This is a genomic window from Flammeovirga pacifica, from assembly GCF_000807855.2.
Taxonomy (GTDB): Bacteria; Bacteroidota; Bacteroidia; order Cytophagales; family Flammeovirgaceae; genus Flammeovirga; species Flammeovirga pacifica.
On the sequence record NZ_JRYR02000002.1, the window covers coordinates 413,781 to 430,410 of the forward strand.

Below are 16,630 nucleotides of genomic sequence, written 5' to 3' on the forward strand. Positions count from 1 at the left end.
CAAAAAAACTAGGTCTCTGTTATTAATATTATTCGTAAACGTTAAATGCCGTAATTTGAGGAGTACTGTCAAATTCGATCAAATCCAATCGAATTCCTTCCACTTTTTTACCCGCTAATTTGATACGTAACCCTTCACCAATGTATTGTCCTGTATACACCGTCTTCCAATTTCCATTCTCTTTTACTTGAATATTGAATTTATGGGTGACATGGGCACGCATATTCTCACTTATCAATATTGTTTTTAAAGCTTTAGGCGATTTAAATTCTAAAGATAATGAGGGTTTATTATCCTCCTTATCAGCTTCCCACCAAGCTTTTAAACGAATACCTTCAGAAAAAGTATTTTTCTTATTGGAGTAGATAGCTTTACCCGAGTTTTTAGTATTTCTTTCTGATGAAGCTTTTACAGAAAATTCATTTAAACTTACAGGCATAGTATTCCATGTTTCAATTCGTTCATGCCCTTCTAATGAATTTTTAAAAGTTACTTGAACGATATTGTCAACATTTTGATTGAATTTTACCTTATTAAAATAGAAAACATAGTGATCAGTTTCTTCTTCCATTTTTGTAAATCCATCAGTAATTCCTTTTACTTCAACTACTTGATTTTTTAGCTTTGGTAACTTAATAACTGCTTTTGCATTATCAGAATACTTTTCTAAAATATGAAGGTAAAGTATGTTTTCTTTTTGTGTAGATCCACCCCAGTCACCACCGATGTATACACCTCTAGTAGTATTATAAAGAGTATATCCATATTTTTTCATATAAACACCTACTTTATCAACTTCTTCTACTTCTTTATCGACGAATTCACCTTTACCATTTGGGCCTAAGTTAAGTAGTAAATTACCACCATTACATGCCACTTGAATCAACATGCCGAGTACTGTTTCTCCAGATTTAATAGGTCCTTTGGGGCTATAAAGCCATTTATCAGTCATGGTCAAACAAGCTTCCCAGTATCTATTATGATTTACAGGACCTAACGACTGTTCTGGAGTATCAAAATCACCTCTTTTATCATTAATAGGCCAGCTGCTACCACTTCTTGGATTTGAAATTAACCCTGGCTGCCATTCTTTCATATCTTTTAATAGGTGATAAGAATCCCATTGCCAATACTTTGAAGCAAGACCATCCCAGAAGACACCATCAATTTTACCATATTCAGTAAAAAGCTGTTTTACCTGTGTTTTCATGTAGGGTAAATAACTTTCATAATGATTTTCTCTTAAACAATCAGGGTGTGTCCAATCTGGTTGGGAATAGTACCAAAATAGTTTCACGCCATGTTTATGTGCAGCATCTGACAATAGTTTACAAATATCTTTTCCATAGGGAGTATTCATGATATCATAATCCGTCCCTTCTGCATCAAAAAAGCAAAAGCCATCATGATGTTTCGCTGTAAATACAATATACTTTGCACCCCAAGATTTGACTTGTTTCATCCATTTATCGGCATCAAATTTAGTTGGGTTAAATTGTTTATAAAGGTTGTCGTAGACCTCAGAGTCAACACCTTTGTTTGCGGGTTTATTAGCTGCAGGTCTTTCACCATTACGCCCCCAGCTTAATACATTCGTTTTTAATAAAGCAGGTCCCCAATGTACAAAGATTCCAAATTTAGCATCCTTATACCATTGCATATCATCCTCAGATGTGAAGAGCTCTTTTTGTTGATCAGCTGTAATAATCATACTACTGTCTTTTGGAGGAAACTGCCATTGATCTTTGTATTGCGTTTTTTTGTTTTGGCAGTAAGTTATTTGAGAAACGAATAACCCTAGAAAGAAAAGAAATCTATAATTCATTTGTTATTGGTGGTTTTAATCTTAAAATTTGGAAGATTCTTTTAAAAAAAATGGGAAGGATTATTATCCTTCCCATTTGAATAATCAAAAGACTTGTTATTCTGTTTCCTCTACAAACTTTTTATTAGCTCGTATAGTTATGTTCTTCACATGGAAGTTATTCGCTTTAGGATTTACACCTACTGCATTAATTTCGTCGTAATCTTTTTCTGCTTTCCAAACCATTGTTAAATGATTATTATTATCGTTTAATTTTTCATTTGGAACCTGAATGACACCTGAAGTTTCCCAAGTTTTAACAGCTCGAGTTATATAAGCACCCTCTTCTTTAGTAAGAGTTGCATCGGATAATCCTTGATCGTTATCTCTACCTCCGATATCAGGAACAATATTTTCAGAATAGTTTGATAGGTAACCAAAAAGATAATAATCATCTCTATAAATTACATTTCCATCCCCATCAGTATACTCATCCTGACCATTTAATAAATAAGTCTCAAATTCGATTTCAGCGTTTAAGATATCAGATGCGTTAATAGATAAGCCTAAATAAGCTACTCTCCAATAATCTCTATTCCAACGTTGAAGTTGATTTCTATATCCATCATTCAATAAGAAACCAGCTGAAGCTCTATCTATTTCATTTCCATCATTATCTACTTCATTTCTTTGAGCCTGATAAATAGTATATATTTCTCCAATTCTATCTTCAGACATATCGTCAGTGAAAATAACTTCTTTACCTCTACTTTCTATTACTATTGTAGATAAAACACCAAGATCAATTTCTTGACCATCAGAAGCGATGACAGTTAAATCAATTGGATAAGTAGCATCACTTAAATTCAAATCTTCATCCACAGTAACAGTTCCTGAAGTGGCATCAAAAGAAATTCCAGTAGGAAGCGTAGTATTTAAACGCACCGTTGCTAAATATGGTAATGTAAATTCACTTGGAATTAAAGTGTAGGCCGACCATGGAGATAAAGTAACTCTAGAATAGTTATACACTATGCTAGGATCTATACTACTTACAATATTAATAGTAATGATTTCTTCAAATCGAATACCATTTTCGTCGTCAGAAGCCACAACAGTAATGTTGTAAGTATTTTTTTCACTATTATGATTTACAGGGATTTCAATAATACCTGCTTCATCAATAGTAATACCTACAATGCCTTCTGTACCTTCTAAGCTAAATGTACTACCTTCTAGATTAGCAGCAGTAATAGGTACTATTCTAAGATCTTGAACAGCTTCAATAGTAAATACATTTGGTTGATATACTAATTCAGCAGCCGAAATAGTCATTTGAATAGTACTTTGGTAAACATCCTGACCACTTAACGCTTCTACATTAAATGTGTATTCACCATCAGCCATATAAGCTACTTTTTGAATATTTCCAGTTTCGGCTTCAATAACAATAGCATTTAAGATAGTATCGTTATCCGATACAATTTTAAATTGATCAAAAGTTAAATCATCTTTACCACTAGCACTATCTAAATTGAAGATAGTAGAGTTTAAAAATGGCCCGATAGCTGTTTGAGCAGGAGAATAATATAATCTATCAGAAATTCTAAATGCCCATGCATCTGGATGAACTGATTTACCACTAGATGTAAAAGAAGCCACAGTTACTTTGTAATCTGCATTTTTATCAAAACCCATTGTAGATTTTACTTCTATAACACCCGTATTTTTATCTACAATTACGTTTTCTTCTTGTTTTTCAATCTCTTCACCATTCACAAATAAACCTTCAAAATTAAAAGCTACTCCATATTTAACTTCAAAAGTTGGTTCACTTGATATAATCACTTGGTTTGGAGTGAAAATACTGTCATTATATTCTAGATTCTCTAGGTACTCACCACCTACAGATCTGTCAATGTCATCCTTTTGACAACCTACAGCAGTCAAAATAAGTCCGATGAATAATGTGTATAGTAATTTTTTCATTTCAGAAACTATTTATTTAGTTCAGTAAGTTTAACTTCTATATTGTTTTCAGAGTCAGTCACCTCAAATATTTTTGAGTATGTTTTCCCCTTGTTTGTGTAGGAAACTTTATACTTTCCTTTGAACCCTCTAAAATCAGCTTTACCATTTTTAATATCAGCTGTTAGGTTAGTAGTCCATTTGTTTAATTGATCTTTCCAAACTTTGGCTTCAGGTCTGGGATTAAGATCTAAATCATAAAAGGCTTTCTTATTTTGACCAAATGGGGTCCAAACATACAAACCTTCTACTTGAGGATGAGAGAAATAAATTGTCATCATTTCTTTTGTAATTTCCTCTCGATCTTTATCTGTAAACTTTTGATATCCAGAGTCTACAATTTCGAATTCAGTACCCAACATAGGTAGACCAAACTCTGCAAACTTGTTAAGACGTTGGTATACATCTTCTGGTTTGATATGTTGTTTTATTCTAGATTGAAAACCAAGTGCTTCTAAAGGAGCGCCTTCTGCAAGAATATCTTCAATTACTTTAAAATGGAAATTGATATTCTTTTCTGCTATTTTATAAGGTGCAGAAATCACTTTGTTTTCATTCAAGTAGAATTTCACGTTTTTGTCTTTTCGTACTTTATCACCATATTCAAACCAATGAGCCCAGCTATTTTGTTTTGTAAGGTCTTGTACTTCATGACATTCACGTGGTTCATTTAACAAATCCCATTCAATTACATCATAATTATTTAAGCCATAATCTACATACTCTTCTAAACCTGCCATTAATTGAGCAGTATCATTTTGAGCAGCAAATTTACCAACTGATGGAGGCATGTTTTTTACTTTTTCCCAAACTAAAGCATGTCCACGTAGGGTGATATCATTTTCCTTTAAGAAAGGGTTAATCACCTTATGAAAATTGTTATACAACTTTTTGTGTTTGATTTTTAGGGCATTTTCATATCCTGCATGTTCAAAAAGTTGAGCAAATTCAGCTTGGTATTTAGCTCTGTCTTTACCTCCTAATAAACGAGAGTCAATTATTCCTCCCCAACGGAATTGATGAGAAATTTGTTCTACTTTAATCTCGCCTTCAATTAGTTTTCCTTTTTTATTATAAACTGTAAGTGATACATCACCCTTACGATGTTTTTCTATTCTTGCTAAAGCATCTGCTTCCCACCCAGCAGTAGGAGTTTCAGTGGCATTTACTTTTCCAATACTAAAGTCTTTGTATTGTCTTTCTTTATTGAAGAAGTCTAAGAATAGCGCTCTCATTGCTTCCAATGTAGCTTTATATTCTTTTTCGTTAACGTGGTTCACTGTTTCTAAAGGATCTTTTTCATAATCATAAAGTTCCTCTGCTACTCTCTTACAATCCTTTAAAGATTTTTTTAATCTAGGATTGTTATTGTACCATACAGTATAACGATAATGACCGCTCTTTAAAGAATAACCATTGATTTGACCTCTTGCAATTTGAGTGATCGCATAATCTTTAACCGATTCTTTTTCACCAGTCAATACAGGTTGTAATGATTTACCTGATAGGTGAGTAGGGACAGGAAGCCCAGCCATATCGGCTAGAGTTGGGTAGATATCTACAAATTCAGTTACAGAATTAACGTGTTTCACTGTTTTTTGAGTAGGATCTACAATGATCATTGGAGAACGAGCTGCTTGTTCAAAATTAGAATGCTTGTTCCATAATCTATGATCACCTAGGTGCCAACCATGATCACCCCATAGGATAATGATGGTATTTTTATCCAAATTACTATCATGAAGTTGGTCGAGAAGTTGCCCAACCAATTTATCTACATAAGAAGTGGCAGCATAATAACCATGGATCAATTGTCTTTGGCCTTTTTCAGACACAACTGCTAAACCATCCTCTTGACCAACTTCTAAACCTTCGGTTTTATAACCTCTTAATTCATTAGAAGTATGGTAAGCTTTGTCATATCCACCTTCAACTTTATGTTGGAATTTTGCTAGAGGTACTTCATCCTCTTTATACATATCCCAATATTTTGAAGGGGCTGCAAATGGTAAGTGTGGTCTTTTATATCCAACAGCTAAGAAGAATGGTTTATCTTGCTTAGATAATTCTTTAATGTACTCAATACCTTGGTTAGTGATCGCCCCATCGATATAAGCGTTATCTGGAACGTCAGCTTTTTCAAAGGCAGGTTTAAATTGGTTTTGAACCCATTTATTTATTTTCTTTTTCTCAATGCCCTTTTCCATAGCTTCTTTTCTCAAAGATCTAATCTTTTGAATATTGTATGGATCTTGGTAGTAAGAAAAAGCTGGCTCACCATAACCCTCAGCATATTTTAATTCATTGGGGTAAGTGTATTCAGACCAAGAAGGAGCATCTAATTTAGAGTCTACTGTTCTTGGATCATAAATTTTACCAACACCATAGGTTAAATAACCACTTTCTTTAAAGTATTGTGGTAAAGTGACTACGTCGGGACGTTTGTTACGGAATTTCGTTTTTAAATCCCATACTTGAACAATGTCAGGACGTAAACCTGTTAATAAACTAGCTCTAGAAGGTCCACAAACTGCTTGTTGACAGTGGTTATTTAGAAAAACAGTACCTTGATCTGCTAACCTATCCATATTAGGAGTGATAGCATAATCATCTCCAAATGCACCGATAGTAGGTTTCAAGTCATCTAAAGCGATGAAAAGAATGTTTTTCTTTTCTTGTGCATGGCTTGAAAACCATGCACAAGTAATAAATAATATGCTAAGAATATATTTCTTCATGATAATAGGTATATCTATTAATAACCAGGGTTTTGGTGTTCAGTACCAATAAACTGGTTAGTGTTAATCTCTGTTGCAGGGATTGGGAAAAGCATTGCTCTTTCGGCATTTTCGTAAAAAATATCGTAACCTTTTACTTCTCCTTCACCATCAGTTATTACAAAGTCGTTATGGAAATTGATTACATCGTTTTGGAAAGTTTGTAATCCTCTACGACGATTTCTAAACCAATCACCACCTTCTCCAAGAAGTTCATAACGATATTCGTTCATGATTTTTCTTCTGAAATCTTCTTGCGTTAATCCAGACCAATTTTCAGGATAAACACCATCTCCATGTGTAGAGTTTCTAGCTCTAGTCAATACTTCATTTACATATTGCTCCGCTTGACCAGTATTTCCTAACTCATTCTCGATTTCTCCTAACATCAAAAGTAATTCTGCATAACGCATTACTGTGAAGTTAGCATCAGAATAGGGAGTTGTTTTTGTATGATCATTGATCCAATATTTGGCAACTAAAGGATAGCTAGAGTTTTGATTATTTCTCTTAGCAATCGGGTAGATCTTTTGTTCACCATTTTCAGATCCATCATTATTATACTTTTGGTATAGATACATGATAGATGCTTCGAAACGAGGATCATTTTGATCAAAAGCACCTAATTCAATCTTATCAGTGTTAGTATCTACATACTCAGGGTTGATTAAAATTCGTCCCCAAGAATTACCATAAAAAGCATTTGAAGGTGTATGTAAACGGATAATGTTACCACTATTCGCCATACTATATTGGATCTCAAAAATTGATTCCATATTGTTATTACGAGTACCCTCTATCCATAATTGTTGGTAATCAGGCATCAACATATATTGACCATAAACTTTTAGTGCTTCATCACGAGCCATTGCCCAATATTCTGAATTACTATCTTCTCCCGCTAAAGTCATATACACTTTTGCAAGTAACATATTAGCTGCAGCTTTTGCTGGTCTACCAATTGTTTGTGCTTCTTTTTCATATAATAGTGAATCAGCCATTGTTAAATCACTAATCACTTGATTGTATACTTCTTCTTCAGTAGCTCTAGCTACGTGTAATTCGTCGATATCTAATTTACCAGTACGAATAGGTACACCACCATATAATCTCACTAAGTTATAATATACTAATCCTCTGATAAAATACGTCTGACCTAATTCATTTAGAACAGCATCAGAAGGCTCTTTTTGATGTTTAGCAACACCAGCAATGGTTTCATTTGCTCTGTTGATTGCTTGATAAGAAGCTCCCCATACATTCTCTACAAACGTTAAGTTTGGAAGTGGGTTCAACGCTGCTATACCATTGAAATCGACATTTCTACCCGACATGAAAGAACCAGAATGATAATCTGTAAGCTGGATAAAGTCTGAACTATAGTAGGTAAACCCAGCAATAGAAGAATATATACCATTTACTGCTGTTTGTACTCCTGCATCAGTATCAAATAAGTTTTCATCATTTAAGAATGGAGGGTCTTCTTTTAAACAACTTGTTGTTGCAAAAAGGACAAATGATAGGAATATGATTAATTTATTTTTCATGACGTTATATTAGAAAGTAATGTTGGCACCAAGTGAAAATGATCTTGCATTAGGGAAAGAGTTCCAATCCACGTTCATGATTGTACCATCACCCATAAATGTTGTTAATTCAGGATCATAACCAGAATAGTTGGTGATCGTGAACAAGTTTCTTGCTGCGAAGAATAAATTCAAACGTTCAAGATGTCTAGATTGTACAGGAATATCATATCCTATAGTAAGGTTAGACAATCTCAAGTAATCACCTCTTTCAATAATTCTATCCGTAAATAGCGTAGCATCTGGATGATCTAGACGTGGCGCAGAAGCATTAGTACTTCCTTCTCTCCAAGCATTGAAATAAGCATCAGGTCTAACGTTTTTATTATTTTGAGCGGCATCATTTTCAATTAATAAGTTACCGTTGGCAATTTCTTGACCTACAGCACCAGTGAATAACGCACTAATCGTTAAGTTCTTGTAAGATACTTTTGCATTGAAACCAAATGTGAACCATGGGTTGGGATTACCAATGATAGTTAAATCATTTTGATCGATATTACCATCGCCATTTTGATCTACAAATCTGATATCACCTGCTTGTGGTTGATTTCCATTTACTTTAGTTCCTTGAGCAGCTTCTTCAGAAGACTGATAAATACCATCAGTTTTATAACCCCAGAACATACCTACTTGTTGACCTACCATGAATATGTTGGCTGGCTGTTTGAAGTAAGTACCAGAAGAAACATTATTACCTAAGTAGTATGAAGACATTTGACGTTCACCGTTGATGTAAACTGGTGCTTCTGGAATACCTAAGTCTAAAACATTAGTTCTAACAATAGAAATATTACCACCTAAAGTAATGTTCCAGTCTTTTTTATCATAAGCTACAGCTTCTAACATGAAGTCAATACCTTTATTTTCAATAGAACCTCTGTTCGTTAAATAACTTGAGAAACCAGTTGAAGGAGGTAGTTGGATAGCTTGTAATAAATCATCTGTTCTTTTATAGAATACATCTACTGAACCATATAATTTACCTTGTAAGAAACCAAAATCAACACCTACGTTAGTTTGTTGAGTAGTTTCCCATTTCAAGAATTCATTACCTAAGTTGTTAGGACCAGCTCCAATAATTTGATTATTATTAGCGTCAGTGTAATATACAACACCAAAGTTGGTCATAGTTTGGTAAGGATTGATGGCTTGGTTACCAGTAAGACCCCAAGATGCTCTTAGCTTTAAGTTAGACACGACATCAGAAGAAGTCAAGAAGCTTTCTTCAGAGATGTGCCAAGCAGCAGCTGCAGAAGGGAAATAGCCAAACTGATTTTCTTCTCTAAATTTCGAAGATCCGTCAGCTCTCATAGTACCAGTTAAAGTATATCTATTATCATAAGTATAACTAAAACGTCCTAGACCAGATAATAAAAACTCTTCAGATTGAAGCGAAGTGTAAGGACGTACAATTGTTTGCCCTAATTGAGGGGCTCTTGATTTTAGGTTATGAACAGGAAAGTTCTCAGATTCTGAGTTTGTTTGAGTAGTTACCACACCGTCAACAACAAAGCCTACAACGGCATCTACTCTATGTTTTTTATTAAATTTTTTATTGAACATTAATAAGTTATCAATAACATATGATGTTCTATCCATTCCAGAAATACCTAGAGCACCATTTGTTTGAGAACCTTTTTGAGTTTCTCTACCATACCAAATAGATCTATTTTTAGTTCTATAGTTTGTACCGGCTCTTAATTGGTATTTAAAGTTTTTATTAAAACTGTAAGTGGCGTTTACTGAAGCAAATAATTTTAACTCATTCGATAAATCTTCATAGTCTTGAATAAATGCAACAGGAGATCCTAGACCAATATCAGAAATATCATCTTCTTGACCATAAATAGGTTGGAAGTTGACCACTGATTTAGTAAATGAACGGCTACTACCACCTTTTGAACCACCTTGTGCAAATTGGCCAGAAGAATAGAACATCGACATACGAGTATCTAACTTAAGCTTATCTGTAACATTGGTTTGGAAGTTCATACGAAGGTCACCAGTTTTCATATTGGAATTTTGAACGATACCATTTAAGTCGTTAAAACTACCAGAGATATAATATTTTGATTTATCACTACCACCTGATGCAGACAATTGAGCTGTAGTACTTACACCTGGCTGATAGATTTCATCTTGCCAATTTACTTGTACTAAAGCTTCAGGATTGATAGATCCATTAGAATTTAAATTATAAATTTGTCCATTTTCAATATGGTAAGTAGGTACAAAACCTTTTCTTAAACGAACTTCGTTAGACATTTGGGCAAACTCAACAGAGTTTAGAACATCAATTTTATTTGATATTGTGGCTACTTCAGTACTCACATAGGCATTGATCTTAGCCTTACCTTTAGCTCCTTTCTTTGTTGTAATTAATACTACACCATTTGCACCTCTAGATCCATATATAGCTGTTGCTGATGCATCTTTTAAAACTTCGATAGTTTCAATGTCACGAGGGTTAATACCTGCTAGACCATTTTGAACACCTTGATCTTCGTTTCCATCAGAAAAAGCACTGTTTGTATCTTCACCAGCAGAACTGATTACAATACCATCTACTATATATAGTGGTTCATTATTACCTCTTAATGAGTTAACACCTCTAATTTTTACACTAACACCTCCACCAGGTTGTCCGCTGTTACTAGTAACTTGTACACCAGCCATACGACCTTGAAGTACTTCATCAACGTTAGTATATTGTCTTGTGATGTCTTCGCTTTCTTTTAATTGACTAACAGAACCAGTCATATCAGAAGCGTTTTGACTACCATAACCTACTACAACAATTTCATCCAACATTTCCATGTCTTCTTTAAGTGTTATACTTAGGTCGTTATTATTAATATCTGTAGGATAAACCACGAGACGTTTTGTTTTCATACCTATATATGAAAAAACAAGCGTCACTTCATCTCCTTCTAGGTTTAGTTTAAATTTACCCATAAAGTCGGTTTTGGCACCTACTTTAGTCTCTTTATTATATACATTTACACCTGGTAGAGTTATTCCCGACTCATCGATAACAACACCTTCCACTGTAAAAGTTTCACCACTTTGCGCAAATAGAGAGTTAAAAGAAAACGCAAGGAGTGAAATTAAAAAAAGTATTTTATTGCACTTCATCATACTCAAATTGTTGATTCAGCATGTAGTTATTCACTACAATGTTGGTTTATATTTTCATTAAAAAACTAGCTATATTATTTAATCGGAGTTTGTAGTTCAGCTAGCGAAATGTTTTGAACAATTAAGATATTTATACTCATTCATTAAGGTAATGTAATTTCATATGTTTTAAAATTAATGACGTTAAATTAATCATAATAGAGTTTTTCTCTTTATGATAGGAACAAATGTATAAAGTGTACGAAAGACAATAGATGTAAGAATAGTTCTCAGAGGTTTGAAAAACGTTCAAACCCAAAAAATACCTTAAAAAGGCTCTATACATTGTTTTTTGAGCTATGTTTGATAAATGTTCGTAAAATCGTTAGAACTAAAATTGAGATTGTTCGAATCATTTATACACCATATTTATAAGGGTATTCATGACATTTGTGAATGTAAATTTTAATTTTTTATAAGCGACATGAGAAAGTTAATCAACGGAATTATTGCTTTATTAATAGCCTTCGGTATCGTAGGGTGTGAAACTAAAGCTAACAACGATCAGCCAATTTATAAGAACCCTGCAGTAGCAGTTAAAGATAGAGTGGCAGACTTAATGTCTAGAATGACATTAGAAGAAAAAGTAGCTCAAATGGCACAGTATGTAGGTCCTGAGCATATGAAGCAAGCGGAGAAAGATTTATCTCCAGAAGAATTACATAACAATGATGCTCTAGGATTTTATCCTGGTTTACATCATACAGATATTGAACAAATGGCTGCTGAAGGTAAAGTAGGTTCATTTCTTCATGTAATCTCTGGTGATGAAGCAAACTATTTACAAGAATTAGCTCAGAAATCAAGATTAAGCATTCCTTTACTAATTGGTATTGATGCTATCCATGGTAATGGATTGAATTACGGAGCAACTATTTATCCAACTCCAATTGGTTTAGCCTCTACTTGGGATGAGTCTTTATCTTATAGAATGGGTGTTGAAACAGCAAGAGAAATGAGAGCTACGGGTTCTCACTGGGCATTTACACCAAATATTGATATTGCAAGAGACGCACGTTGGGGTAGAGTTGGAGAAACTTTTGGAGAAGACCCTTACTTAGTAGGTAACATGGGAGTAGAAATGATCAAAGGTTTCCAACAAGATGATTTCACAGGTAACGAAAAAGTGATTGCTTGTGCAAAACACCTTATCGGTGGTGGAGAGCCAATGAACGGTACAAATGCTTCGCCTTTAGACTTATCAATGAGATCAATTAGAGAAGTACACTTACCTCCGTACAGAAGAGCAGTACAGGAAGCAGATGTTTTCTCAATTATGACAGCACATAACGAAGTAAACGGTATTCCTTGTCACAATTCAAAAGAATTCATGACAGATATCGTAAGAAATGAATACGGATTTAATGGTTTCTATGTATCTGATTGGATGGATATTGAAAGAATTCACTCTTTACATCATCAGACAGAGACTATGGATGAGGCTTTCAGACAATCAGTAAACAATGGTATGGACATGCACATGCACGGTCCTAAATTTACTGAATCTATTGTTGAAGCAGTAAATTCAGGTATTGTATCACAAGAGAGAGTAGATGAAGCTTGTTCAAAAATTCTTGAGGTGAAATTTAGATTAGGCCTTTTCGAAAATCCATTTGTAGATTTAAAGAAAGCAGAGAAAGTAGTTTTCAATCAGGAACACCAAGCTACAGCTTTAGAAGTAGCAAGAAAATCAATTGTTCTTTTGAAAAACGATGGTATTCTTCCTTTAAAGAAAAATGCTCATAAAAAAATATTCTTAACAGGGCCTAACGCAAACAATGAAACAATTCTAGGAGACTGGCATTGGTTACAACCTGCAGATAGAATTATTACAGTAAAAGAAGGTTTAGAATCTGTAGCAAAAGAAAAAGGTTTTGCTTTGGATTATTATAACTCTGGTGAAGTGATCGGTAAAACAACTGATAAAGCAATTAAAGAAGCAGCTGCAAGAGCAGCAAAATCTGATTTAGCTGTTGTTGTTATTGGTGAAAACTCACTTAGATACAAATGGTCAGAAAAAACGTGTGGTGAAAACACAGACCGTGCACACATCAATCTTCCTGGTCGTCAGTTAGAATTAGTGAAAGCGATTCAAAAAACAGGAACTCCAGTAATTGCAGTTTTAGTCAACGGACGCCCTATCGGTGAAGAGTGGTTAGAAGGTAACATGAGTGGTATTTTGGAAACTTGGGAGCCAGGTTCATTTGGTGGTCAAGCAATTACAGAAATCTTATTTGGTGATGTAAATCCATCAGCTAAATTACCTGTAACTGTTCCTCGTACAGCTGGTCAAATCAAATTATATTACAACCACAAGCCGTCACACTACTTCCATAAATACAAATTCACAAACAAGAATCCATTGTATGCATTTGGTTATGGATTGTCATATACTAAATTCAAAACAACTAATGTAGCTGTCGATAAAGCATCTATCAAAGGTAATGGTACTTTCACTGTTTCTTGTGATGTGGAAAATATTGGTAAAGTAGAAGGTGAAGAAATCGTTCAAGTTTATATTAGAGATGATTATTCTTCAGTAACTCGTCCTGTAAAAGAACTTAAGGCATATGCTAAAGTTGCTTTGAAAGCAGGTGAGAAAAAATCAATCTCTTTTGAGTTAACTACTCAAGATTTAGCATTCTTCGATCAATCAATGGATTGGATCGTTGAGAAAGGTACTTTCACTATTATGGTAGGGTCTTCTTCAAGAGATAAAGACTTATCTAAAGTAGCTTTAGAAGTATCTGAAACTAAGAAATTAGATTTAAATAGTTACAAGCCGAACTATCCAGCGGCAATGTAATTGAACAACTCATGTTCATAAAAAATTAAGGAAATGATGGAGGGCTTAGTCTTTCTAAGTCCTTCATTATTCTTAATTATCAAACAATAATAAACTATATAAGATGAAATCGAATTTATTACTAACATTATTATTACTATTCTCCTATACTTTTTTATTCGCACAAACGGTAAGTCCGGATACAAAAGTGGTATATAAACAAGTAGGTGATGTAGCTTTAGAGTTACATATCTTCACTCCAGAAAAGCAAGCAAGCTCAAAAGCGGCAGTGGTATTAATCCACGGCGGAGGTTGGAATCAAGGTTCTCCATCGGCATTTTACCGTCAAGCTAAACATTTATCGGAAAGAGGTTTAGTGGTATTTTGTCCTCAGTATAGACTAAGAAAAATCAACGGTACAACTATCGTAGAAGCAGTAGAAGATGCACAATCTGCGGTAGCTTATGTACGAAATCACGCAAAAGAATACAATATCAAACCAAATAAAATTGCAGTAGGTGGTGGTTCTGCAGGCGGACATCTTGCAGCTTCAACAGCATTTCTTCCGTCTCTAAATAAAGATATTACTGAAGAAGATTACGCTCCTAACTTATTACTTTTATTTAATCCTGTAATAGATACAAGTAAGGAAGGATATGCTCATCGTTTAGTAGATAAAGAAGTAAAGGCGGCAGGGTTTGATAGTTGGGAAAACTTTAGCCCAAGACAAAATATTAATAAAAACTTTCCTCCAACATTAATTGAAGTAGGTAATCATGATAAGGTTCTTCCTGAGAAAGTGGCAAGAGATTATCAGAAAATTTGCCAAGAAAAGGGTTTGGAATGTCAATTAGATATCTATAAAGGTGCCGAACATTCATTTTTCAACATTGGTTATGGCAAAAAACAAGGGTATGAAAAAGGGACAATCAATAAATGGTATTTCGAAGTTTTACAACAAGCAGATAATTTCTTAGTGAAACACAAATACTTAAAAAACAATGTTGAAATTGATATTCCATCTGAGGCTATTTATCCAATAAGAAAACAATAATGAAAAGAATATTTCAGATAATAGTTTTATTGATGGTCGCTCACCAAGCATTCACACAACAAAAAAATGTAGTGATGTTTGTTGTAGACGATCTTGGGTACTTTGATATTGAAACTCATGGATCATCATTTTATGAGACACCCAATATTGATGCTTTAGCAAAAGAAGGCATAGACTTTAGTAATGCTTATGTTTCTCATCCAAGGTGTGTACCTTCTCGATATGGTATGCAAACAGGTAAATATCCTGCAAGAGTGGGTGTTCCTGGCGGTCATGGTAAAGATGAGTGTAACCTTGAGGAAACAGAAATCACAATAGGTCAAGCTTTTAAAAATAATGGATACCAAACTGCATTTATAGGGAAATGGCATTTAGGAAATACAGAAGAAGCCTGGCCTCAGAATAGAGGATATGATGTAAATATAGCAGGATGTAGTGCCGGTGCACCAAGGTCTTATTTCTATCCTTATAATGTCCCTAAAAACCCTAAAAAATCTGGAAACCATAAGCTTATTGTAGGCTTGGAAGAAGGAACTAAAGGAGAGTACTTAACAGATAGATTGACAAAAGAATCTGTAAAGTATTTAAAGGAAGAGCATAAAAAACCTTTCTTTATGATGTTATGTCACTATGGTGTACATACTCCATTAGAAGCTAAACCTGATTTGGTAAAAAAATACCAAGAGAAATTAAAAGGAATGTCTTTTGAAGGTCCAGAATTTTTGATGAAAGATGGAGAAACGAAGAAAAATCAAGACAATGCTGTTTATGCAGCAATGATAGAATCTGTGGATCAATCTTTAGGTCAATTAGTCGCTACTTTAAAAGAAGAAGGTCTTTATGATAATACAATCATATTATTTACATCCGACCACGGAGGGTTATCCAATAGAGGTGTAGGTAATAAAAGAAAGATTGCCACATCAAATCTACCATTACGTGCAGGAAAAGGACATAATTATGAAGGTGGAACTAAGGTGCCATTAATATTATCAGGTGCTATCGGAGAAGTTTCTGTCAATATTAATCAATTAACAATAAACACAGATATCTATCCTACATTACTAGACTTGTGTGATCTACCTTTAGAGAAAAAGCAGCACTTAGATGGCATTAGCATTAAACCATCAATTGTAAAGAATAAAAATATTAAAAGGAAGTTATATTGGCATTCACCCATGGCAAGACCTCAATCTACTGGAGATACCAATTGTACAGTAGTAAGAGAGGAGAACCTTAAACTATTTTACTTTTATGATGAAGATCGTTATGAAATGTATGATGTGAATGAGGATCCATACGAAACCAATAATATTTTTGAATCCAATAATAAAAATGCCAAAAAACTAGTGAAAGCAATCCAGAATTGGCAACAAGATGTGAATGCGGTCATTATAAAAAACAATAAATAGATGA

8 protein-coding genes are annotated in these 16,630 nt (G+C 34.0%); 3 read left to right on the forward strand and 5 right to left on the reverse strand.

Going from position 1 to position 16,630, the window contains the following annotated elements; all coding sequences use genetic code 11:
* Positions 1-28: 28 nt before the first annotated feature.
* The 5 genes from NH26_RS20895 to NH26_RS20920 all read right to left on the reverse strand — a co-directional run bounded on the left by NH26_RS20895 (position 29) and on the right by NH26_RS20920 (position 11,333).
* The gene (locus NH26_RS20895) at positions 29-1,825 is read right to left on the reverse strand and encodes an alpha-L-fucosidase (protein ID WP_084812307.1); all 1,797 of its coding nucleotides are present in this window, start codon (positions 1,823-1,825) and stop codon (positions 29-31) included.
* A gap of 96 nt (positions 1,826-1,921) precedes the next feature.
* Positions 1,922-3,793: a hypothetical protein gene (locus NH26_RS20905; RefSeq protein ID WP_044229089.1), complete on the reverse strand. Its 1,872-nt coding sequence runs from the start codon at positions 3,791-3,793 to the stop codon at positions 1,922-1,924.
* A gap of 8 nt (positions 3,794-3,801) precedes the next feature.
* Entirely contained in the window at positions 3,802-6,570 is a 2,769-nt protein-coding gene (locus NH26_RS20910) for a sulfatase-like hydrolase/transferase (protein ID WP_052432302.1), read from the reverse strand.
* 17 nt (positions 6,571-6,587) lie between these two features.
* Positions 6,588-8,156, reverse strand: coding sequence for a RagB/SusD family nutrient uptake outer membrane protein (locus NH26_RS20915; protein ID WP_044229084.1), 1,569 nt, complete (start codon positions 8,154-8,156; stop codon positions 6,588-6,590).
* A gap of 9 nt (positions 8,157-8,165) precedes the next feature.
* The gene (locus NH26_RS20920; protein ID WP_199880278.1) at positions 8,166-11,333 is read right to left on the reverse strand and encodes a SusC/RagA family TonB-linked outer membrane protein; all 3,168 of its coding nucleotides are present in this window, start codon (positions 11,331-11,333) and stop codon (positions 8,166-8,168) included.
* Positions 11,334-11,799: 466 nt separating this feature from the next.
* On the opposite strand from NH26_RS20920, the gene NH26_RS20925 reads away from it, so the two are divergent.
* The 3 genes from NH26_RS20925 to NH26_RS20935 all read left to right on the forward strand — a co-directional run bounded on the left by NH26_RS20925 (position 11,800) and on the right by NH26_RS20935 (position 16,626).
* Complete coding sequence (locus NH26_RS20925; RefSeq protein ID WP_044229077.1) at positions 11,800-14,181, forward strand: glycoside hydrolase family 3 N-terminal domain-containing protein; 2,382 nt, start codon at positions 11,800-11,802, stop codon at positions 14,179-14,181.
* Positions 14,182-14,284: 103 nt separating this feature from the next.
* A complete protein-coding gene (locus NH26_RS20930) occupies positions 14,285-15,214 on the forward strand; it encodes an alpha/beta hydrolase (RefSeq protein WP_052432301.1) in 930 nt (309 codons plus the stop codon).
* Complete coding sequence (locus NH26_RS20935) at positions 15,214-16,626, forward strand: sulfatase (protein WP_044229075.1); 1,413 nt, start codon at positions 15,214-15,216, stop codon at positions 16,624-16,626. Before NH26_RS20930 ends, NH26_RS20935 begins: the two co-directional genes overlap by 1 nt.
* Positions 16,627-16,630 lie beyond the last annotated feature (4 nt).

Coding starts and splice junctions, on each gene's coding strand:
- NH26_RS20895 (WP_084812307.1), bottom strand. CDS start 1,825: ATGAATTATAGATTTCTTTTCTTTCTAGGGTTATTCGTTTCTCAAATA.
- NH26_RS20905 (WP_044229089.1), bottom strand. CDS start 3,793: ATGAAAAAATTACTATACACATTATTCATCGGACTTATTTTGACTGCT.
- NH26_RS20910 (WP_052432302.1), bottom strand. CDS start 6,570: ATGAAGAAATATATTCTTAGCATATTATTTATTACTTGTGCATGGTTT.
- NH26_RS20915 (WP_044229084.1), bottom strand. CDS start 8,156: ATGAAAAATAAATTAATCATATTCCTATCATTTGTCCTTTTTGCAACA.
- NH26_RS20920 (WP_199880278.1), bottom strand. CDS start 11,333: ATGAAGTGCAATAAAATACTTTTTTTAATTTCACTCCTTGCGTTTTCT.
- NH26_RS20925 (WP_044229077.1), top strand. CDS start 11,800: ATGAGAAAGTTAATCAACGGAATTATTGCTTTATTAATAGCCTTCGGT.
- NH26_RS20930 (WP_052432301.1), top strand. CDS start 14,285: ATGAAATCGAATTTATTACTAACATTATTATTACTATTCTCCTATACT.
- NH26_RS20935 (WP_044229075.1), top strand. CDS start 15,214: ATGAAAAGAATATTTCAGATAATAGTTTTATTGATGGTCGCTCACCAA.